General features: G+C 34.8%; 16 protein-coding genes. 11 read left to right on the top strand and 5 right to left on the bottom strand.

The annotated features are described in order from the left end of the window. Window positions 1-7 precede the first annotated feature (7 nt). From ACEN2H_RS09010 to ACEN2H_RS09030, 5 genes are all read left to right on the top strand, one after another. Window positions 8-1948 (top strand): DEAD/DEAH box helicase, encoded by a 1941-nt coding sequence (locus tag ACEN2H_RS09010; protein WP_441732004.1) that lies wholly within the window; start codon window positions 8-10, stop codon window positions 1946-1948. Beyond that, window positions 1941-3134 carry a GIY-YIG nuclease family protein gene (locus ACEN2H_RS09015; protein ID WP_441732005.1) on the top strand — a complete coding sequence of 398 codons (1194 nt, stop codon included), beginning with the start codon at window positions 1941-1943 and terminating at the stop codon, window positions 3132-3134. Before ACEN2H_RS09010 ends, ACEN2H_RS09015 begins: the two co-directional genes overlap by 8 nt. Window positions 3135-3250: 116 nt before the next feature. After that, a complete protein-coding gene (locus ACEN2H_RS09020; RefSeq protein ID WP_441732006.1) occupies window positions 3251-3409 on the top strand; it encodes a hypothetical protein in 159 nt (52 codons plus the stop codon). A 250-nt stretch (window positions 3410-3659) separates the two neighbouring features. After that, window positions 3660-7364 carry a YobI family P-loop NTPase gene (locus tag ACEN2H_RS09025; protein ID WP_441732007.1) on the top strand — a complete coding sequence of 1235 codons (3705 nt, stop codon included), beginning with the start codon at window positions 3660-3662 and terminating at the stop codon, window positions 7362-7364. Window positions 7365-8812: 1448 nt separating this feature from the next. Further along, on the top strand, window positions 8813-9232 hold the full coding sequence (locus ACEN2H_RS09030; RefSeq protein WP_441732008.1) for a DUF6943 family protein: 420 nt from the start codon (window positions 8813-8815) through the stop codon (window positions 9230-9232). A gap of 71 nt (window positions 9233-9303) precedes the next feature. Here ACEN2H_RS09030 and ACEN2H_RS09035 read toward each other — a convergent pair whose 3' ends face one another. Genes ACEN2H_RS09035 through ACEN2H_RS09050 form a run of 4 tightly spaced genes read right to left on the bottom strand, consistent with a single transcriptional unit; the run spans window position 9304 to window position 10909 of the window. Next, a complete protein-coding gene (locus tag ACEN2H_RS09035; protein WP_441732009.1) occupies window positions 9304-9480 on the bottom strand; it encodes a hypothetical protein in 177 nt (58 codons plus the stop codon). After that, window positions 9467-9745, bottom strand: coding sequence for a hypothetical protein (locus tag ACEN2H_RS09040; RefSeq protein ID WP_441732010.1), 279 nt, complete (start codon window positions 9743-9745; stop codon window positions 9467-9469). The genes ACEN2H_RS09035 and ACEN2H_RS09040 overlap by 14 nt, the downstream gene beginning before the upstream one ends. Next, entirely contained in the window at window positions 9742-10152 is a 411-nt protein-coding gene (locus ACEN2H_RS09045; RefSeq protein ID WP_441732011.1) for a DUF5675 family protein, read from the bottom strand. Before ACEN2H_RS09045 ends, ACEN2H_RS09040 begins: the two co-directional genes overlap by 4 nt. 1 nt (window position 10153) lies before the next feature. Continuing rightward, window positions 10154-10909 carry a hypothetical protein gene (locus ACEN2H_RS09050; protein ID WP_441732012.1) on the bottom strand — a complete coding sequence of 252 codons (756 nt, stop codon included), beginning with the start codon at window positions 10907-10909 and terminating at the stop codon, window positions 10154-10156. A gap of 1010 nt (window positions 10910-11919) precedes the next feature. Here ACEN2H_RS09050 and ACEN2H_RS09055 point away from each other — a divergent pair. Further along, window positions 11920-12594 carry a porin family protein gene (locus tag ACEN2H_RS09055; protein ID WP_441732013.1) on the top strand — a complete coding sequence of 225 codons (675 nt, stop codon included), beginning with the start codon at window positions 11920-11922 and terminating at the stop codon, window positions 12592-12594. Here the strand turns inward: ACEN2H_RS09055 and ACEN2H_RS09060 are convergent. Beyond that, on the bottom strand, window positions 12589-13194 hold the full coding sequence (locus tag ACEN2H_RS09060; RefSeq protein WP_441732014.1) for a hypothetical protein: 606 nt from the start codon (window positions 13192-13194) through the stop codon (window positions 12589-12591). The two genes, ACEN2H_RS09055 and ACEN2H_RS09060, sit on opposite strands and share 6 nt — an antisense overlap. 280 nt (window positions 13195-13474) lie before the next feature. Here ACEN2H_RS09060 and ACEN2H_RS09065 point away from each other — a divergent pair, with 280 nt between their 5' ends. The 5 genes from ACEN2H_RS09065 to ACEN2H_RS09085 all read left to right on the top strand — a co-directional run bounded on the left by ACEN2H_RS09065 (window position 13475) and on the right by ACEN2H_RS09085 (window position 20413). Beyond that, window positions 13475-15919 (top strand): bifunctional UDP-N-acetylmuramoyl-tripeptide:D-alanyl-D-alanine ligase/alanine racemase, encoded by a 2445-nt coding sequence (locus tag ACEN2H_RS09065; RefSeq protein WP_441732015.1) that lies wholly within the window; start codon window positions 13475-13477, stop codon window positions 15917-15919. Between the two features lie 88 nt (window positions 15920-16007). After that, a complete protein-coding gene (gene mscL, locus ACEN2H_RS09070; protein ID WP_441732016.1) occupies window positions 16008-16430 on the top strand; it encodes a large conductance mechanosensitive channel protein MscL in 423 nt (140 codons plus the stop codon). Window positions 16431-16671: 241 nt separating this feature from the next. Next, window positions 16672-17661 carry an aspartate-semialdehyde dehydrogenase gene (locus ACEN2H_RS09075; RefSeq protein ID WP_441732018.1) on the top strand — a complete coding sequence of 330 codons (990 nt, stop codon included), beginning with the start codon at window positions 16672-16674 and terminating at the stop codon, window positions 17659-17661. Between the two features lie 89 nt (window positions 17662-17750). Continuing rightward, complete coding sequence (locus tag ACEN2H_RS09080; protein WP_441732019.1) at window positions 17751-18107, top strand: hypothetical protein; 357 nt, start codon at window positions 17751-17753, stop codon at window positions 18105-18107. A gap of 98 nt (window positions 18108-18205) precedes the next feature. Continuing rightward, window positions 18206-20413 carry a TonB-dependent receptor gene (locus tag ACEN2H_RS09085; RefSeq protein ID WP_441732020.1) on the top strand — a complete coding sequence of 736 codons (2208 nt, stop codon included), beginning with the start codon at window positions 18206-18208 and terminating at the stop codon, window positions 20411-20413. Window positions 20414-20420: the final 7 nt, after the last annotated feature.

Raw genomic sequence — 20420 nt, forward strand, 5'->3', positions numbered from 1 at the left:
ACAAACCATGCCAGATATAGTAAATGTAAACTACCACAAAACAGGGAACAGCACCAAAATCAATACGATGGGAATGCGAGAAATGCAAACCCGTGCCTTTGAATCTCGGGATGCCCAGTACTTATTACTCAAAGCACCGCCAGCTTCTGGAAAATCTCGTGCTCTGATGTTCTTGGCATTAGATAAATTAGTAAATCAAGGAATAAAAAAAGTGATCGTGGCAGTTCCTGAACGTTCTATTGGGAGTTCATTTTCTAAAACTGATTTGAAAAAAGATGGCTTTTTTGCCAACTGGGAACCCAATGACAATTACAATCTTTGTACGCCCGGTGATGATGGTAGCAAGAGTAAAGTAAAAGCCTTTCATAAATTTATGGATAGTGAGGAGCAACTGTTAATTTGTACACACGCCACTTTACGCTTTGCTTGTGAGGAATTAGACGACGCAAAATTCAACAACACACTTTTGGCTATAGATGAATTTCATCACGTTTCTGCCGATGCCAATAACAGATTGGGGGAATTGTTAAAATCGATAATGAGCAAATCTAATGCTCATATTGTAGCGATGACCGGTTCTTATTTTAGAGGAGACAGCGTACCTATTTTAACGCCCGAAAATGAAGCCAAGTTTACCAAAGTAACCTACAATTATTACGAACAGTTGAACGGCTACAACTTCCTGAAATCATTGGGAATTGGTTATCATTTCTATACTGGAAAATACACTTCGGCGATATTGGATGTTCTCGATACCGATAAAAAAACAATTCTCCATATTCCAAATGTAAATTCAGGCGAATCCACAAAAGACAAGCACAATGAGGTAAATTTCATTTTAGATGCTATTGGGGATGTAATCAAACAAGATTCTGATACCGGTGTAATTCATATCAAACGCCACAGTGATGGTAAACTATTAAAAGTAGCTGATTTAGTCGAAGACAGTTCCAGAGAACGAGACAAGATTGTAAACTACCTCCGAAACAGCAAAGAAGTTGATGATATGGATTTAATCATAGCTTTGGGAATGGCAAAAGAGGGCTTTGACTGGCCTTTTTGCGAACACGCCTTAACGGTGGGATATCGAGGTTCATTAACAGAGATAATTCAAATAATTGGTCGCTGCACCAGAGATAGCAATAATAAAACACATGCCCAATTCACCAATCTTATTGCCAGTCCGGAAGCCATTCAAGATGATGTAAAAGTGGCCACCAATAATATGCTGAAAGCCATTACAGCTTCCTTATTGATGGAACAAGTATTGGCTCCCAACTTCAAATTCAAAACAAGATTAGATAATGATGACGAAGAGGCTAAGCCAGGTGAAATAAAAATAAGAGGATTCAAAGCGCCAAGTTCAAAGAGGGTAAAAGATATTGTAGAATCGGATTTGAATGATTTGAAAGCATCAATTTTACAAGACGATTCCATGCTGAAAGCGATGCCTGGAAACATCGACCCCGAAGTAATTAACAAAGTTTTGATTCCAAAAATCATCAGAATTAAATATCCGGAATTAACAGATGAAGAAATTGAGGAAATCCGCCAGTATGTGGTAGTAGATTCAGTAATCAAATCGGGTGAAATAAAAGAAGTAGGAGACCAAAGATTTATCAGGATGGCAGATAAGTTTGTAAACATAGAGGATTTACATATCGACTTGATTGATACAATTAATCCTTTCCAAAAAGCTTTTGAAATACTTTCGAAATCCGTGACTACAAAAGTGTTGAAAATTATTCAGGACACCATCGAAGCCACAAGAATAAAAATGGACTTTGAAGAAGCTAAAATTTTATGGCCCAAAATTATAGAGTTCAAGAAAATGTATGACAAAGAACCAAGTTTAAATGCAAACGACCCATTAGAACGAAGAATGGCAGAATGTATTATTTACTTGAAAGAAGAAAAAAGAAAACGAATGGCCAATACAAATGGATAAATTTCAAACCTTAGAGGACATTTTTGCAAACGATCAATTTGACATTCTAAATGTCAAACCTAAAGTTTCAACAATACGAAATGCAGACGAGCGATTATTAGCTTCTTTTGATGAGGTTAATGACTTTGTTGAAAAATACAATAAAGAACCACAGCCCAATCCGGGAAACATATCTGAATTTCAACTCTATTCCCGCTTAAAAAGCATTCGATCCGATATAGAAAAAATGGAATCTTTAGAAGAGCAGGATATTCATGGTTTATTAAAATTAGAACCAAAAGAAATTAATTCAATTGATGATATTTTTAATGATGATAGTTTTGATTTGTTGGAGGATGATACTGATCTGTTTGATTTTAAACACACACCAAAAACAGAGGAAAGAATGGCGACAGATTTTGTTGCGAAACGAAAGCCTGTAAAAGACTTTGATAAATATGAATCATTATTTAAAGAAATTCAATCTGATTTAGCCACTGGAAAGAGAAAACTCGTGGATTTCAAAATGGGTAATCTTCGAGAAGAAACCTATTATGTTCATAATGGAGTTTTATTTTTACTAGAAGAAATTAACATTGATAGGAAAGACCATTACAAGAAAGACGGTACTAGAGTTCGGGAAGATGGGCGAACCAAATGTATTTTTGAAAATGGCACCCATTCAAATATGCTGAAGCGATCTGTTGAGAAAATACTCTATGCCAATGGTAAAGTAGTTTCAGAGAACATAGAACAAGTAAATGAAGACTTCATTGAAAAATTCAGTGCTATTACTGATGAAGATGAAGCTGCAGGTTATATTTATGTCCTTCGTTCCAAAAGCAAAGACGAGCGAATAATCGAAATTGATAATTTATACAAAATTGGATATTCTAAAGTAGAAGTAGAAGAAAGAATCAAAAATGCGGAAAAAGACCCTACCTATTTGATGGCTCCGGTAAAAATAATTACCTCCTGGAAATGCTACAATATGAACCCGCAAAAACTAGAGCAATTATTGCATAATTTCTTTGGTAAATCTTGTCTAAATCTTGACATTTTTGATGAGAAAAAAAGAAGACACACCCCCAGAGAATGGTTCATAGCACCTATTGATGTTATAGAACAAGCTATTGAATTGATTATTAGCGGCGAGGTTGTGAATTATAGTTATGATGAAGTTAATCGTTTGATTGTTAAGAGATAATAAAAATTAGTTTTAACAATAACAATTGTCCATAAATTAGAAAATTTCTAAGCAATTGTTATAATCTCAAAATCAAGAAAAGAATATAACTCGTTTATTAATATAACTAGTAAATTATGAGCCACCTTGGAGATATTAATCAGCAGGAAGACCACCGCACAAAAGAACTCGGTTTAACCGTCGGAGAAATTGGCCTTCTACGACATTTTGGTTTCAAAAAGGAAATCATCAATGAAGCCGGATCAATACAAGACACTTTACACGGAGTGGTTTAAGCAATAAAAAACAATTGCCAAATCGACTGGATAAACAAGAAAGGTAGCAAAGCGTATATTCTTTTGTCCGTCAAAAAAGAGTTACAAGGCAAAGTAAACACAAGTGAGATAAACAAAATACTTCAGGAAATCGGGAACAGGTCGAAGGGCAGTTTTCTGAGTGGGGAGGTCTTAGACACCATAGAAACAACATTTAAAACACATCTCTTGGTAAGTATATAAATGAGTTTCCCAAAATCAACAAAGGAATATGAAAAGAAAGTTACTACAAATAATAAAAGGCTACCTGTTATATAGTATTATTGCATTAAGCAAATGCTACAGAAAACTTAATGGAATTCATAAATTTGATAACAAGCAAGGTATGCAGGACTTTGCTCCTAAAAGACTTCGGGGAAATCAAGATAAATACAGCGAAAGTTTAAAGTATTCAATTGATAATCCAAACATAAAGAACGTAGCTCTGGCAGGTACTTATGGTTCCGGAAAAAGCTCTATTATAAAGACTTTTGAGTATAAAAATCCTCAGTATAAATGTTTGAATATTTCCTTAGCAACATTCGATGGGAATGTTCACGACAATAAGGAAATTGAATTTTGCATTCTAAAACAGTTATTTTATAAAGTCGAACAAAATAAAATACCCGAATCAAGATTTAAACGTATTGAAAATCACAGATATATTGGCTTGAAAGCGCTTGCTTTTTTGTTATGGCTAACTTCTCTCGCTTATTTTTTAGAAATAGAATTCCTGAATAAACTTAACGCGCTTTTTAATTTAAATCATTATTATAGACCAGCTGTAATAGTTTATTCTATTTATTTAATTAGCGGTATTGGTTTTTTTCTGTATAAAATTATGGGATTCATCTTAAATTTTAAATTAACAAAATTCAGTTTTCAGAATGCAGAAATGGAAAACGAGGATCCAAAAAAGAGCAAAGATTTTGAAAATGAAATAGATGAAATTTTATATTTCTTTGAAAGAAATTTGATAGATGTTGTGTTTATAGAAGATTTAGATCGATTTGATAATTCAAATATTTTTATCAAACTGCGTGAAATAAATTTTTTAATAAACAATTATGAGCCTATAAAAAAAAATAGAAAAGTAACTTTTGTTTATGCTGTTCAAGATGATACTTTTAAAAAAGATGAAAGAACCAAATTCTTTGATTTTATTATTCCGGTAATCCCCGTTTTAAATTACAGTAATTCCGGTACAGAATTATTAAACAAAATTGACATTAAAGCAGATAAGATTGAAAAGTCATTTATAGATGAAGTGTCTCTTTATTTATCAGACAAAAGAACATTGATTTCTATTGTCAACGAATATAAAATGTACAAGAAGATTATAGGTAAAGATTTAGCCAAAAGAAAACTTTTGGCTATGATGATTTACAAAAACATTGAACCTACTGACTTTGATAAACTAAATAAGCAAGAAGGATTTGTTTTCAGTGCTTTTAATAAAACTCATCTTGTAATTAGGTCTTCAATTATCAAAATTGATTCTGATATAACTGAATTAAATGAAAAATTAAAAAGTACAAATTATGAAGCTTTAAATAATATAAAAGAACTGAGAAGTTTATATATACTTGAGTTTTACAAAAAAATACCGCAAAATCAAAACATTATATGCCTTAACATAAATAATAAGTATTGCTATATAGTCGATTTAATAGAAGATTTGAATTTTGATATATTTTCAAAAAACACTAATATAAATTATTATTACAATTATAATTATGGGGGAATACAACCAAATAATAGTAACGTTTCTTTTAAACAATTAGAAGATGAGATCGGAAACTATAATGAACGTCTAATAATAGTTCAAAACAAACAATCTAAACGTTTAAATGAAATAAAAACAGAATTGGATAAATTAAAAACAGAAAAGGAAAATCTAAAATCAAAAAATTTATCTGAAATTTTAAAAACCGAAAATTCGAAAAATTATCTTCCGCATGTTGTGAAAAACAATTCTTTACAAAATCAAAATCTGATCAATTATCTTTTGAGAAATGGTCACATTGATGAGAGTTATTTGCATTATATGTCTCACTTCTACGCTGGAAGCATTAGTAAAAATGACCACGAATTTTTATTATCTTTTACCAACGGAACTGTTTTGTCTTTTAGTCATAAATTAGAAGAATTGAATAATTTGGTCTTAAAACTAAAAGATATTCCTGATTACTTTGATAGAATACAAATTTTAAATTATTCACTCTTAGATTATTTGATAAAAAATAGAGTTCAGAAAACTGATAATGAATTACAAAGAGTTTTAAAATTAATAATTTTGAATTCTCCTCGCCAATTCATTGATAATTATATTAATTATGCAGAAGAAAAAAATATAGAAGGTTTTATAGTAGGACTAAACTCTCAATGGAATATATATAGTAAATCAGGTTTTTGGTCAGAAATATCACCTGTGTATGCTATTGATAAATTAAAAATTTACTTGAATTTAATGCTTTCTTATGCCGCAAATAAAAAGGTAAATGAATTCATTAATCGATTTGATATAGAGAAACAAATACCAATATTTTTATCAGCATTAGAAGATATCAGTTATTTTGAGGATAATAAATCCAAATTAATTGAATTCATTTCTGCTGTCAATATTAAGTTTAAAAATTTAAAAGAAATCTCTAATAAAGAAATCTCAGACTTTATTTATAACAACAATCATTACGAGATCAATAGAGAAATGATCGAATTGATTTTAAATCGATATTCTACTGATACAATTGATTTGGAATTATTCAAAACAGCAAATTATACGATTATTAAAAATTCGGGAACCACAAATTTAATTAAGTATGTTGATAATAATATTGAATTTTACATAAGGGAGATCTTTTTAAAAGAAGAAGCAAATTGTAATGAATGTGAAGAGGCAATTATTCAGTTAGTTAATAATGAAAATGTAAATAACCTCTTAAAGCAAAAAATAATAATCCAAAATGAGATTGTAATTGCAGATATATTAAAAGTAACAGATACCGCTTTCTGGCCTACTTTACTAAATGAAAATAAAATCAAAATTTCGTGGGGTAATATACTCAATTATTACAACAATTTTATCAATGATTCTTCTCTTGAGAAAACTCCTTTTGATGATGTTTTAGTTTCTTATCTGAACAACACAGAGGTAGGTGGTGTATTAAGTAAAACTATAATAAACAAAGACTTTGATGAAGAAAATTCAGATTTTGTAAAATCCTTTCTAAAAGTACTTATAAATAGCAAAATCACTTTAGAAAGCTTTACCAAATTAATTACTTCATTACCTTATTGGTATGGAGAAATTGAATCATTTCAGGCTATTTCTAAAGACAAAATGAAATTATTGATCCAAAATAAAACAGTTCATTTACGCACAGCTGTTTATGAATCAATTAGCAAAAGTTTCCCCGAGTTACTTATTACTATATTAGAAAAAAACAAGGATGAATTCATGGAGAAAATAGGAGATTATACTCTTGAATCTTCAATCATTTTAAAATTAATAGATTCAGCATTGTTCAATTCGGAGCAGAAGATAACTATGATAGATAATACTCCTGAATCTATTCTCATGGAAAATCAAACTATTTCTATAAAAGTTTGCCATTTATTGTCCCGTAATCCAAAAACAAAGGTCAGCTTAGAGTTTTTAAAAGAATTACTTGCCCAAAGCCAATCAACGGAGGATAAAGTAAAATTATTCAATTTGCATTATGATGATTATGATGAAGCTGAATTAGAGAATATCATTGAATTACTTGGTGAACCATACTCAAAAATAACAAAAGGCAAAAGACCTCAATTTCATAATAATAATTACAATATTGATTTTGTAAAAAAAATGAATGGTATATTCATCAGAAAGTTTGAAATTGTAGATAATAATAGATTCATTCAAACAAGTTCAAAAAGAATATCCTCAATATAATTGAAACCGCAGTTCTTCGAGGTCTTCTGACCTCCCACGTGAAATAGTTGTTTCACCGCTTCTCAAATGTTGTTTTAAAAGCATACCTTATAGAAACGAGACGGTGGCATCACGCTCCTACGCCAATAAGTTTCAAGGGTAAGGATTATTGGATCGCATAAGGGAAAAGCAAAGAGATAAAAATGCATTTTATATGTTTAAAAAACAATAGGCTGTAGCTAAGCAAGGGGTATATAATGAGCTTATTTCTTTTGTTTATCAAGGTTTACAAAGGGTAAGCAAGAAATATGATTAATTAAGTAACATCTTTTGTTGCTACAAATTCATAAAAATCTAGTTTAATATTTCTGTAAAATTGCAAAAAAGGCATGTTTTAAAGATATCGGAATCAAAAGACTGGGGTACTTTTATGAGTTTAATTAATCACCTCAAGATTGCCTCATTAAAATAAAATCAGTTTAAAAACACTATCACGTAAAACATCACGGGCAATTAAGCGGTCTCTCTTCGGTCGTTCCCTTTGTTACGTTCGGCTGTTCCAGTCGGTCAACCCTACATTTTCATAAGAACCCTTTTGGTAAATAAGCAATTTATCTCTTCGATTTAATAGTTTGGTTTCCCTCCGTTCCACAGACACTTCACAGCACAAAAAAATACAGCAGCTTAAAAATAAGCAGCTGTTTTTTTGCGCTGCTTCGTTCCTCATCTCCACACGCTCTCTTCCTGCGTTCGGTCGGGCTTATGCATCCGCAATATCGCTTCATTTCGTTACAGTCATTCATTCGCTTATCGCTCCATTCCATTCCGCTAAAAGCTCTCTCATTCTTTTCACTGCATTCCAGCCATATTGTGTCTGCAGCCCTCCGTTTTTTCAGCGGTTGCTCCTTCGCACAGCCATCGGGCTTGGCTCCGCTTACCTCACTTACGTTATCTTAGAAGCATCCATTTATCAATTATCCACTATCAATTATCAGTTGGCTCGGTCGCTTTGCCCTAAATCAAGGTAAACCGCCAAAAGGCGGCTGCCTTTTATTTTTTACCCGCCGTTTCACGCTCATAGCCGCTACGTTTCGCTTCGTACCTTCGCTCAACTCTCGCGACTATGGTGGCTGTTCGATTGCCGCAACCCCGCCACGGCGCTCCTCATCCGCAAAAAAAAGTTCCTTGCCCTAAAAACGGGCACCACTTTTTTTGCTCCTTTCGGTGCTTGGGGGTGTTTTATTGCCGATTCCACAAGAACACCCCTAAGAAATTTCAACAACTACGATAGTGCATTTTTCTGAAAAGAAAAAGAAAAAAATCCAGCAAGTTTAGCATCCATTCCTCACTTTCAGTCGGTCATTCTTCCCTCCATTTTCGTTCGTCATTTCTGCTGTTATAACGGCTTTCTTTTTTTCTCTTTTTTCTTTCCCAAAAAATTAAGGTCGAATCTTTAACACCAAAGCGCTATGCCGAACTTCATTATCAAAACACACCAACAAAATGCTGTTTACCGAGCAAACCAAATCTTCATTCTTAACAAAGGGATGAACAGCGGAAAGCCGCAAAAAGAACCATTTACCAATAGCTATGTAATCCTATTTCAAAACGAAGAAGATGCAGAAACGGTTTATTGGTTGGCCTATAGTCTTTGGAAAGCCAAATTCTGGCACCAATCACTTGTCGGGTCCGTAATTCCTTTTTTACGAATTGATGATTTCAAAAAAGATTTTTCATCAAAAGTCAATCAAATGTTGCAGGAACACGAACTTCACAAAAAACAGGTCCAAGCTTTGAGGCTATTGGAACAAAAAGAGGACCTATTAAAGAAGAATATTATCCTTATCAGTGAAATGAGAAGAGTGATATTGTTGAGGTATTGTAAATAACAAAAAAAAGCCTGATCTCTCGATCAGGCTCTCATATAAATTCGGGAAAAGGTTACCAAGCGAAACCCGAACTATTTCTTTTTAAATTTTGTCAATCCTTTTAAAAGGAGCGAAACAATAAAACTAATAATTGCTCCAACAATTGCTAAGATAACTGTTTTTACAATGTCTTCAGAAACGATGTTAGGGACTACACTCAGTAAAGTTCCAGATGCGGTTCCAATTTGCAGCGTGTTATTTGATTCCATCACGTGGTAAATTTTGATTGTCTTTTCTCATTCTATTTATTAGTTCATCATCTGCTTTCGCATCATCATCAACTGTCATTTGACTCACTGCAGAAAGCACTCCTCCAGCAACTGCCAAATATCCCGCAACACTAATAACAACTGTTGGCAAAACTATTGGTGCCGCAATCACACTTCCACTTAGGCCCAACAATGCCAAACCAATACTACGCAATACTCTGAAAAACTTCGGAGTGGGCGATTTTGTTCTTTCTACTACATTCATAATACTAACTTTTTAGATTGGATCTTTATTTTCACTTCTTCATTACGTCCCATAGCAGCATAGATCAATGTCGTAAGCTTTTGTAATGCTATTCGGGAGGCACTGCCCTTCCCTATTCCGGTTTGTATCGTTACGGGAGCGATACAGCCCAACAGTTCTTTTTTAGCATCATTAGCAGGATGGATTAATATGAAATCTCGACCTGGAACATTTTGTAAATGCAAGTGCCATTTGAATTTGTGGCTAAACCGCTTCTGTAAAACGTATTCTCCTTCGGGAATACAAGAAATGCGCCTTTGGTTTTCCAACCAGGGCAACTCGATGGTATAACAAACTAGAGTGCCGTTCCATTCTAAAACTCCTTGTGTTCCCTGGGGAAAATAAGTTCTATCCAACACTAAAACCATCTTACAGACCGCTTACCTGCACCAATGCCAATGGATTGTATGAACCGTTTTTCAAAGGGTACATTCTTCCATTTACCTCTTGAAAAAATTCAATTCCCAAAGCCAAAAACAATGGTTTTGTGCTACCAGGAGTAACTGAATTGATATGATTAATATCAACGGTTGGATTCGAATCCCACGCTAAAATATCCGTTTCCGATGTGGCAACCACAAAAGTTTCAGCTTCAAAATCTATTTCCGCACCTGCAGATATGATTTTGAAATGCGTGGTTCCGCTTGCGGCCGCAATCATGTTTGAAGGTACAAATGGCACCAAATCAACCGTGATGTCACCCGAAGCACGGTCAATTGTCCCCACAAAAGGAGCAAATAAAGAAGTGCCCAGTTTGCCCCTAATGTTGAATTCGAAACCAGCAAGCAATTCTGCCTCACCATCAATTACATTGCGCAGTCCGCGTTCACTTACCATATCTGCCTGAATGACTTTAATCATAGATTGAGTCAATCGGCTTACCATTCTTCCATCAGCAGAATTAATAAGCAAAGTTCGCATGGCCGTTCTCAAGACTTTCCCTGCCTTTCCTGCTCTTCCAAATTCGGCTCCATTCTCGCGGGTTCTCTGGAAGGCTGGATCGCTTTTGATTCGGCTGGCATCAACACCGCCCTTTTCACGAGCTAAATGTCCGTCCTTGGTTTTGTAAAAGGTAATATCTCCGATAGTACCTTTCAATTTAATTATGCCTTTCTGTCTTGCCATAATTCCTAAAATTTTAAATTAATAAATGTTTCAAATTCACTCAATCATCATCCTGTTGCAACATATTTCGATTGATTATGAAACAAATTTTAGCCAATTAAATCACATAAAAAAGACTCCCCTATTCCATATGTCACTTTGTGACACAAATGACAGAAAATGACCTAAATAGCCATTTACAACCAACATTAACAGGAATAAATTTCTACTTCTGAACGAAAGGAATTATTTGTTATTTTTATTGAGTGCTAGAAGTTGAACCGTATAGGTTTCAAGTACGGCAAAGCCCAGTCAAAGTCATAGATAGAGTATGAGAACAAATAACAAGAGATTATGTATCTACCCGAAAGATATACAACGCATAACCGGAAAGAGTTATCGCCAAAGCATTAGACTACTTCAAAAAATAAGAAAGGAGCTCAATAAGCTCCAAAATGAGTTTGTGTCAATCGAGGAGTTTTGCCAATACACTAGCCTAAAAAGTGAACAGGTCGAACCATTGATAATTGGATAGGAATGAAGTTTTAAGCAACTAAAATTTGAACTTAAGACAACTCTGTAGTATAAGTCAGCTAGTTCAAAGATTAAACAAGGTATATACGTTTTTCACTTTGATAAAGGATTAAATATCAGTATATTTGCAAAGATAAGATTATATGATTTTTGCCTATAATTTGTAGGAGTAAAATCGAGACCCTTGGTTTTTAATAGTTTGTGAGAGATCGTAAACACTGACATATTGAGAAAGAAACAAATCCCTTTCTCTCTACTGAAAACTTAAAACCTCAACCACTTGCGAAAAGTGCTTGGGGTTTTATCATTTTAAGAATAGTCTAGTGTATTTAATACACCGAAGATGTTTTTTGATCTGATTAGTGACTGCAAGCCTTCAAAATCTTATATTTGCGTAACAGTGCATAACAATAGGGATCAAAAATTAATCCAGGACGATAATGGAGCAGTCATTAAACAGAAATAATTATATGCGGTCTATCTTAAACTGGTTACTTTTGATAGTTTTTTTTAATGGATATTCGCAGGAAACTAAAACAATTCAAAATGCAGAAGCGGTGAAAATCGATTCTCTATATAGAGAAGATCAGTTCTATTTTGGGTTTACTTATAATACTTTACAAGAAAAACCTATTGGTTTGTCGGAAAACAAGTTTAGTGTTGGTCTCTCGGCAGGTTTTCTTAGGGATATGCCCATAAACGACGATAGGACTATAGCAATCGCTTCGGGTCTCGGTTTTTCTTATAACAACTACAATCAAAATCTTTTTATATCGGAACCCGGAGAAACGCCCGTGTATTCCATTATTGACTCTAAAACAGCTTATAGCAAAAACAAGTTCAAACAATTATTGATTGATGTGCCTATCGAATTCAGATGGAGAACATCAACGTATGAAAGTCATAAGTTTTGGAGAATTTATGGCGGATTTAAATTTAGTTATCTGCTGTACAACAAATCTGTTTTTACTGATACCGAAAGTAAAATAGTTGTTTTAAACAATAAGGATTTTAATAAGGTTCTCTATGGGATCTATATGTCAGTCGGTTATAATACAATAAATGTATATGTTCATTACGGATTGAATTCGCTTTTTAACTCGGCGAAAATCGAAGGCGAGAGCATAAACATGAAGGCGCTTAATATTGGCGTGATTTTTTACATCTTATAGCCATAAGAACAGTAGTAATATTTGCGGTATACTGCCTAAGAGAACTCCTATAATTAGTTCTGTACTGGTATGGGCTTTCATCACTAATCGCGAAGAAGCCACAAAACCATTCATAAGTATTAGGAATAGTATTAAAGCGATGTTTTGCGTTTTGTAATGCAATGTGAGCCCAAAAGCAAATAGGGTTAGCGCACTTATCCCCATCATATGTAGACTAGCCTTTGTCCTAACGAATAGCAGCAGTAGTGCGATTAGCGCGCTGAATAAGGCCCCTAACAAGAAAAAATGCAACTCTATATAGCGTTCGACCGTGATGTTATTCCGAACTAAGAGTATGATTAAAAAGCATTGAATGAGTAAAGGCAACTTGCGCTCAGATAGTCCAGGAGCCATAATGGAACCAATCTTCCCTAAATAACGCAGTATAAAAAAAAACAGTAATGGAATCACTATCGTAATAAGTGCAACCTGAGATAATACGAGGTATTTTTCTTGGTTTTCTAAATTGGAATTATTTAAAAGAAGATAGTATAAAGTAGCATAAACCGGAATAAATACGGGATGAAAAACATATGAAAATAAGGGCAGTAATTTTTTCAAGACCTCTTTAATTGATTTAGTTGTGCAAATATAAGTAATATGGAAAAAATAGAGGCTTGATTATCTTCTCGATTGAAGATAGAGTTGAAAGAAATGCTCGTTTTTAAGAGGCTTTTAGCGTCTGCCAATTCGTAAATTCTTTACACACAATGGTTAGATTTTAAAAAGAAGTGCTATTTTTGAGGAAGTTTCGCAAAGGTAATTTTATTTTAAAAAGCTAAATATCTGAGACTACTTCTTAAATCTTATAACAAATTTGCGTTTATCGCATTCCCCATAAATGAGCATATCACTAAAAAATATTATTCCAGTTCTTAATGCCCAATGGATTGGAAATAGTTCGCCAGCAGAAGTGGAGACAGTTTCTATCGACAGTCGTTCATTGCAAAACACTTCCCACAGCTTGTTTTTTGCCTTGGTAGGGCCAAATAATGATGCGCATATCTTTATTGCTGATCTTATTGAGATTGGAGTACAAAATTTTGTGGTGACCTATATCCCTGAAGAATGTAAAGGAAAAGCAAATTTTATTGTGGTAGAAAACACACTGGACGCATTACAGCAGTTTGCAGCTTATTACCGCAGTCTTTTTGAATTCCCAGTAATTGGTTTGACCGGAAGCAACGGTAAGACAATTGTTAAGGAATGGCTTAACTTCTTGTTGAGTCCCGATTTTAACGTGATTAGAAGTCCAAAAAGTTATAATTCGCAGGTAGGTGTTCCCTTGTCTGTCCTTGCAATCAATGAAAAGCACAACCTTGGGATTTTTGAAGCGGGAATTTCTACAGTCAGTGAAATGGAAAAGCTAGAAGCAGTCATTAAACCCACAATCGGAATCCTTACTAATATTGGTTCTTCGCATGATGAAGGCTTCAATAGTTTAGAACAAAAAATAAAGGAAAAACAGCTTCTGTTTAAGTATTCAGAGGTGGTTATTTATCAAAAAAACAATCTTGTAGACAAATGTATGTTGCCAAAAACAAAAACATTTAGCTGGAGTTTTGATAAAGAAACAGCTGATGTTTTTGTGTTTAAAAAAGAGACGCTAAATCAGAGCACGACGTTGCACTATAAATTCAAAGGAAACACATATGAATTGAATATTCCGTTTGAAGACAAGGCATCGATAGAAAATGCTATCTCCTGTTTAATGTTGATGTTATATTTTAACTATGACAGTGTGACAATTCAGTCCAGAATGTTATTGCTGTTTCCTGTTGAAATGCGTTTGAAGGTTAAAACTGGAATCAATAACTGTAGTCTTATTGATGACAGTTACAGCTCCGATTTTCAGTCTTTAAAAATAGCGCTTGATTTTCTAGAGAGCCAAAAACAGTTTCAAAATAAGACCGTTATTCTATCTGATATTTTTCAAAGCGGCTTGTCTAACGACGAGTTGTATTCGAAGGTGTCCCAGTTGATCGTTTCCAATAATATTAGCCGTGTAATTGGGATAGGTGAAACCATTTCTAAATTCAATGATAAATTTGCCAACTGCATCACATTCAAGAGCACAGCTGAATTTGTTTCTAATTTCGAAAAGCTAGATTTTGCCAATGAGACCATTTTGATAAAGGGAGCGCGATCTTTTGAATTTGAGGAGATCGTTTATTTATTGGAAGAGAAGACGCATGAAACCGTCCTTGAAATAAATTTGAACGCAATCAGTTATAACCTAAACTTTTTCAAATCAAAGCTGAAGCCGAACGTTAAAATCATGGTGATGGTAAAAGCATTTGGCTACGGCAATGGCGGACTTGAAATTGCCAAATTACTAGAGCACCATAAAGTAGATTATTTAGGTGTGGCTTTCGCCGATGAGGGGATTTCGTTAAGAAACGGAGGGATTCATTTGCCTATCATGGTACTAAATCCAGAGAATACTAGTTTTTCGGCTATTATCCAACATCAATTGGAGCCAGAAATTTATTGTTTGAAAGGATTGCATGCTTTTTTAAAAATTGCCAAACACAAAAACCTTAAGCGCTTCCCTATTCATATTAAATTGGATACTGGGATGCATCGTTTGGGTTTTGAAGAGGATTCCGTTAATGAGCTTATCGCCACTCTAAAAGGAAATGAAACTGTGGAGATAAGAAGTATTTTATCTCATCTGGCCACAAGTGATGATCTGAAGCACCGCGACTTTACTATTTCACAGATACGTTTGTTCGATAAATTATCTTCAAATATCGTTGCTGAATTGGGAATAAACCCCATTCGTCATATTTTGAATACTTCGGGAATCAGTAACTACCCTGATGCACAATATAATATGGTTCGTTTGGGAATAGGGCTGTATGGCGTTTCGAATGATACCGCAGAGCAAAAGTATTTAGAAAATGTAGGTACCTTGAAATCGGTTATTTCCCAAATCAGAAGCATTTCTGCGGGGGAGAGTGTAGGTTATGGCCGCAAATTTATGGCCGAAAAAACAACTAGGGTTGCCACAATTCCTATTGGTTACGCCGATGGAATTTCGAGAGCTTGGGGAAATGGAGTTGGATTTATTAGTATAAAAGATAAAAAAGCAAAAATTATAGGCAGTATCTGCATGGATATGCTAATGGTCGATGTAACTGAAATTGATTGTACCGAAGGAGATCGTGTAATTATTTTTGGCGAAAGCCCAACGGTGTCTTACATAGCTAAAAAACTCAATACGATACCCTATGAGATTCTAACGAGCATCGCGCAGCGGGTAAAACGTGTTTTTTATCGATAAAACGGTAGTATTAATGTGGGGAATTTTTAATTGTATTAGAAATGTAATAACTTAGATTATCAAATTAAATCAATCTAAACAATAATTTATGGGATTTTTCAGCGATTTTAGAGCATCTTTAATGAAAGGTGACGTGTTAAGTTTGGCGACGGCCGTTGTAATCGGTGGTGCTTTTGGTAGAATTGTAACGTCTGTAGTTAATGACATTATTATGCCTATAATAGGTTTATTAACTGGCGGAATAGATTTCACGCAGAAATTCATCAGCCTTGACGGTATGAAATATGAGGATTTGGATGCGGCGCAAAAAGCTGGTGCGGCTGTTATCACGTATGGAAATCTAGTTCAGGCCACTATCAATTTTGTTATAATCGCATTTTTTGTATTTGTAATACTGAGAGCCGCGGAGAAAACAAAAAAGAAAGAAATAGTTGTGGCCGCAACTTCAGCTCCTGCTGGACCAACTCAAGAAGAGCTACTGATTCAAATTAGGGATTTATTGAAAAAATGACACCGCTAAATTATATATTCTGATTTATCCTGAAGTAATCTCAGGGCTATAAGCCGCTTCTTAATTGAGTCGGTTTTTTTTCAGAAGCGAAAAGATGTTGCTTGTTCTTTTGGCATCCAATCACATACGACATTTTGTGTTGTTTGTAACATTTTGTTATTTTTTGTGAACACTCTTGTTTTGATTTGGATATTACTTACTTTTGTACTTCGAAATAAGTTTTCAATATTAAAAATATAGTATGAGAATAGCAGTTGTAGGTGCTACCGGAATGGTTGGCGAAGTAATGTTAAAAGTATTGGCAGAAAGGAACTTTCCTATTACAGAATTAATCCCAGTAGCTTCTGAGAGATCAGTTGGGAAAGAAATAGAGTTTAAAGGAAAAAAATATAAGGTTGTTGGTATGCAAACTGCTGTAGATATGAAAGCTGATATTGCCTTGTTTTCTGCCGGCGGAGAGACTTCGTTAGAATGGGCTCCAAAATTTGCAGCAGCCGGAACTACCGTTATAGATAATTCATCCGCTTGGAGAATGGATCCCACTAAAAAATTAGTCGTTCCAGAAATCAATGCAACAGAATTGACAAAAGAAGATAAAATTATTGCAAACCCTAATTGCTCTACTATTCAAATGGTATTGGTTTTAGCTCCTTTGCATAAGAAATACAATATTAAACGTATTATCGTTTCTACTTACCAGTCCATCACTGGAACGGGAGTAAAAGCAGTACAACAGTTAGAAAACGAATATGCAGGCGTTAAAGGGGAGATGGCTTACAAGTATCCAATTCACAGAAATGCAATTCCACAATGTGATTCGTTTGAAGAAAACGGATATACGAAGGAGGAAATGAAACTGGTTCGCGAGACCCAAAAAATTCTTGGGGACAAAACGATTGCTGTTACTGCAACTGCTGTTCGTGTTCCTATTGTAGGTGGGCATAGCGAAGCTGTAAATGTGGAGTTTACGAATGAGTTTGAGGTTTCAGACATTCAAAACTTATTACATCATACAGATGGTGTAGTAGTTCAAGATAACAATGACACTTATACTTATCCAATGCCAATGTATGCTCAGGGTAAAGATGATGTTTTCGTAGGTAGAATTCGTCGTGACGAAAGCCAGCCAAAAACCCTGAATATGTGGATTGTTGCTGATAATTTGAGAAAAGGTGCTGCAACAAATACCGTCCAGATCGCTGAATACCTTATAGCTTCAAAACTAGTTTAAGTGAGAAGAATACTTTAATTTACACCATCTGTCGTAACAATTTGTTAAAACAGGTGGTTTTTTTTAGGTTTTTCTTACATTTGCTGCAGATGAAAAAGAAACAACTCACAATTAGTCTTTCTTTGGCAGTAACTGTATTGTTTTCGATACTGTTGCAGTCGCTTCACACCTATGGGCATTTTGTGAAACAATTTTCACAAACAGAATGCCACCACAAGTATAATCTTACTGGGGCAGAGATTTCGCATAGTCATCATCACAGTTTTGATGACTGTAAGGTCTGTCACTTCACATTTGGCTCCTATATTTCTCCAGTCGAATTCGCTTATAAACTGAATGAAAATTTCGCAAAGCCTCTTTATTTTCTAGAAACAAGAGAGCCCATTATTTCATTTTCTGGAAGCTTGTATTCCCACCGTGGTCCACCAGTAAATAACTTGGGCTAACTTTTAGCCGACATCATTTCCTTTTATTTACTAAATAGTCCACTCTCGGCTTCATTTCCTTTGGAAGGGGGCAGGGACGGACAATACAATCATTTTCAATGAAAAAAATTATAATAATCCTAATCTTGGGGTTTTCGACTATGCTTCAGGCTCAAAATACGGTGTCGGGAACAGTAACAAATAAAAATAACCAACCTATAAAAGGTGTTTCAATTTATGTTATAGAACTGCACAAAGGAACGACAACAGACGACAACGGAAAGTACATTTTGACAAATCTTCCTAATGGAAGTCTAAAGTTAAATTTCGTGTTAGTAGGATTTTCAAGCCAGAATAAGGCCATAGAGAAACTACAGAAAGAAAATACTCTAAATATAATTCTTGAAGAAGCCGTCTTCGAAATGGATGAGGTAATCGTTTCCACGGCTTTCAATAAAATGCAATCACAAAATGTGATGAAAGTGGAACATGAAAGCATTAAGTCCTTGCAGCGACAGGGGACAGCAACGTTGATTGAAGGATTGGCAACCATACCCGGTGTATCTCAGGTTTCTACAGGTACATCTATTGGGAAGCCGGTCATTCGAGGATTGAGCGGAAACAGGGTTCTGGTCTATTCACAAGGGGTGCGAATGGAAAACCAACAGTTTGGTGATGAACATGGTTTAGGACTAAACGATGCAGGAGTAGAAAGTGTAGAGGTCATCAAAGGGCCTGCTTCTTTGCTATACGGCTCAGATGCATTAGGCGGAGTATTGTATTTTAATCCAGAAAAATTTGCCGATGCCAATACCTTGACGGCAAACTTCAGTCAGAAGTTATTCTCTAATACTTTGGGTAGCAATTCCTCTTTGGGATTAAAAACGTCTACCGAAAACTGGAAATTTCTAGCACGAGGAACCTATAATACCCATTCTGATTATAGAATTTCCGGAGGAGATCGGGTAACCAATACCCGTTACAACGAAACGGATTTCAAAACGGCTATCGGTTACAGTGATTCTAAATTTTCCTCTGTCCTGCGATACAATTACAATAATCTGGATTTGGGAATTCCTGAAGACGGAATAGGAGAACAAAGTTCGAGCAAAAACACTGGGTTTCCCAGACAAGGGGTTTTCAATAACTTGTTAAGTTTGAACTCCGTTTTCTATTTCGAGGACTCTAAACTGGATGTGGATTTAGGATATATAGTTAATGATCGTTCTGAGTTTGAAGACAGTGATATCGCCGGCTTACACATGAAACTGAAAACGCTCAACTATGATGCAAAATACCATTTACCCAGCATGGGAAGACTGGAGTCGATTGTAGGAATACAGGGAATGCATCAAAAGAATACTAACTTTGGAGATGAATATTTAATTCCAGATGCTATGACTAATGATTTTGGTGTTTTTGGAACAGTAAATTACGAATGGAAAACCAATGTTTTACAAGCTGGTTTGCGTTTTGACAACAGGCAAATTAGGACTGAAGAAAACGGTACTCTTGGTGAAGAAGGATATTTTAAAGCAATTGATAAATCTTTTAATAGTTTCAATGCGTCCTTAGGGTACAAAACAAATTTCGCTGATGATTTGACTTTCCGTTTTAATCTGGCTTCCGGATTTAGAGCGCCAAACTTGGCCGAACTAACCTCTAATGGGGTTCATGAAGGGACGAATCGCTACGAAGTGGGGAATAGTGAGTTAAAGACGGAGCAAAACTTGCAAACGGACTTGAACTTAGAATACAAAACGGATCACTTCGAGTTTTTTGCCAATGGTTTTTACAACCACATCAACAATTACATTTACACAGCCCCCGCAGGGATTCAAATAGATAACAATGATGTTTTTGAATATATTCAAAACAACGCCAAGTTGTATGGGGGTGAAGTTGGATTGCATTTTCATCCACATCCATTAGATTGGTTGCATTATGAAACCAGTTTTGAAACCGTTACGGCCACAAAACAAAACGGGGATTATTTGCCGTTGATTCCTGCTAATAATTGGAATAACACCATTAGGGCCGAATTCAAGATCAAAAATTGGCTGCAGGAAGGTTTTGCCAGCTTTAATGTGAACACCACTTTAAATCAAAATAATGTAAGTGGTTTTGAGACTAAAACCAATGGGTATACTTTACTGAACCTGGGCTTAGGCGGAACGGTGAAAGTTGGGAAAACAACTTTTGACGTCAATCTAAATGGAAATAATTTATTGGACAAGAGCTATATTGCACATCTTTCTAGACTTAAAACGGATGGAATTCCAAACATTGGAAGGAATGTGGTTCTGGGAGTGAATTTTAATTTGTAAGGGATTA

This window comes from Flavobacterium sp. W22_SRS_FP1 (genome assembly GCF_052113685.1).
Classification (GTDB): domain Bacteria; phylum Bacteroidota; class Bacteroidia; order Flavobacteriales; family Flavobacteriaceae; genus Flavobacterium.

What these genes read in the sequence shown, in the direction of transcription:
- ACEN2H_RS09010 (WP_441732004.1), top strand. Translation starts at nt 8, where the DNA reads ATGCCAGATATAGTAAATGTAAACTACCACAAAACAGGGAACAGCACC.
- ACEN2H_RS09015 (WP_441732005.1), top strand. Translation starts at nt 1,941, where the DNA reads ATGGATAAATTTCAAACCTTAGAGGACATTTTTGCAAACGATCAATTT.
- ACEN2H_RS09020 (WP_441732006.1), top strand. Translation starts at nt 3,251, where the DNA reads ATGAGCCACCTTGGAGATATTAATCAGCAGGAAGACCACCGCACAAAA.
- ACEN2H_RS09025 (WP_441732007.1), top strand. Translation starts at nt 3,660, where the DNA reads ATGAAAAGAAAGTTACTACAAATAATAAAAGGCTACCTGTTATATAGT.
- ACEN2H_RS09030 (WP_441732008.1), top strand. Translation starts at nt 8,813, where the DNA reads ATGCCGAACTTCATTATCAAAACACACCAACAAAATGCTGTTTACCGA.
- ACEN2H_RS09035 (WP_441732009.1), bottom strand. Translation starts at nt 9,480, where the DNA reads ATGGAATCAAATAACACGCTGCAAATTGGAACCGCATCTGGAACTTTA.
- ACEN2H_RS09040 (WP_441732010.1), bottom strand. Translation starts at nt 9,745, where the DNA reads ATGAATGTAGTAGAAAGAACAAAATCGCCCACTCCGAAGTTTTTCAGA.
- ACEN2H_RS09045 (WP_441732011.1), bottom strand. Translation starts at nt 10,152, where the DNA reads ATGGTTTTAGTGTTGGATAGAACTTATTTTCCCCAGGGAACACAAGGA.
- ACEN2H_RS09050 (WP_441732012.1), bottom strand. Translation starts at nt 10,909, where the DNA reads ATGGCAAGACAGAAAGGCATAATTAAATTGAAAGGTACTATCGGAGAT.
- ACEN2H_RS09065 (WP_441732015.1), top strand. Translation starts at nt 13,475, where the DNA reads ATGAGCATATCACTAAAAAATATTATTCCAGTTCTTAATGCCCAATGG.
- mscL (WP_441732016.1), top strand. Translation starts at nt 16,008, where the DNA reads ATGGGATTTTTCAGCGATTTTAGAGCATCTTTAATGAAAGGTGACGTG.
- ACEN2H_RS09075 (WP_441732018.1), top strand. Translation starts at nt 16,672, where the DNA reads ATGAGAATAGCAGTTGTAGGTGCTACCGGAATGGTTGGCGAAGTAATG.
- ACEN2H_RS09080 (WP_441732019.1), top strand. Translation starts at nt 17,751, where the DNA reads ATGAAAAAGAAACAACTCACAATTAGTCTTTCTTTGGCAGTAACTGTA.
- ACEN2H_RS09085 (WP_441732020.1), top strand. Translation starts at nt 18,206, where the DNA reads ATGAAAAAAATTATAATAATCCTAATCTTGGGGTTTTCGACTATGCTT.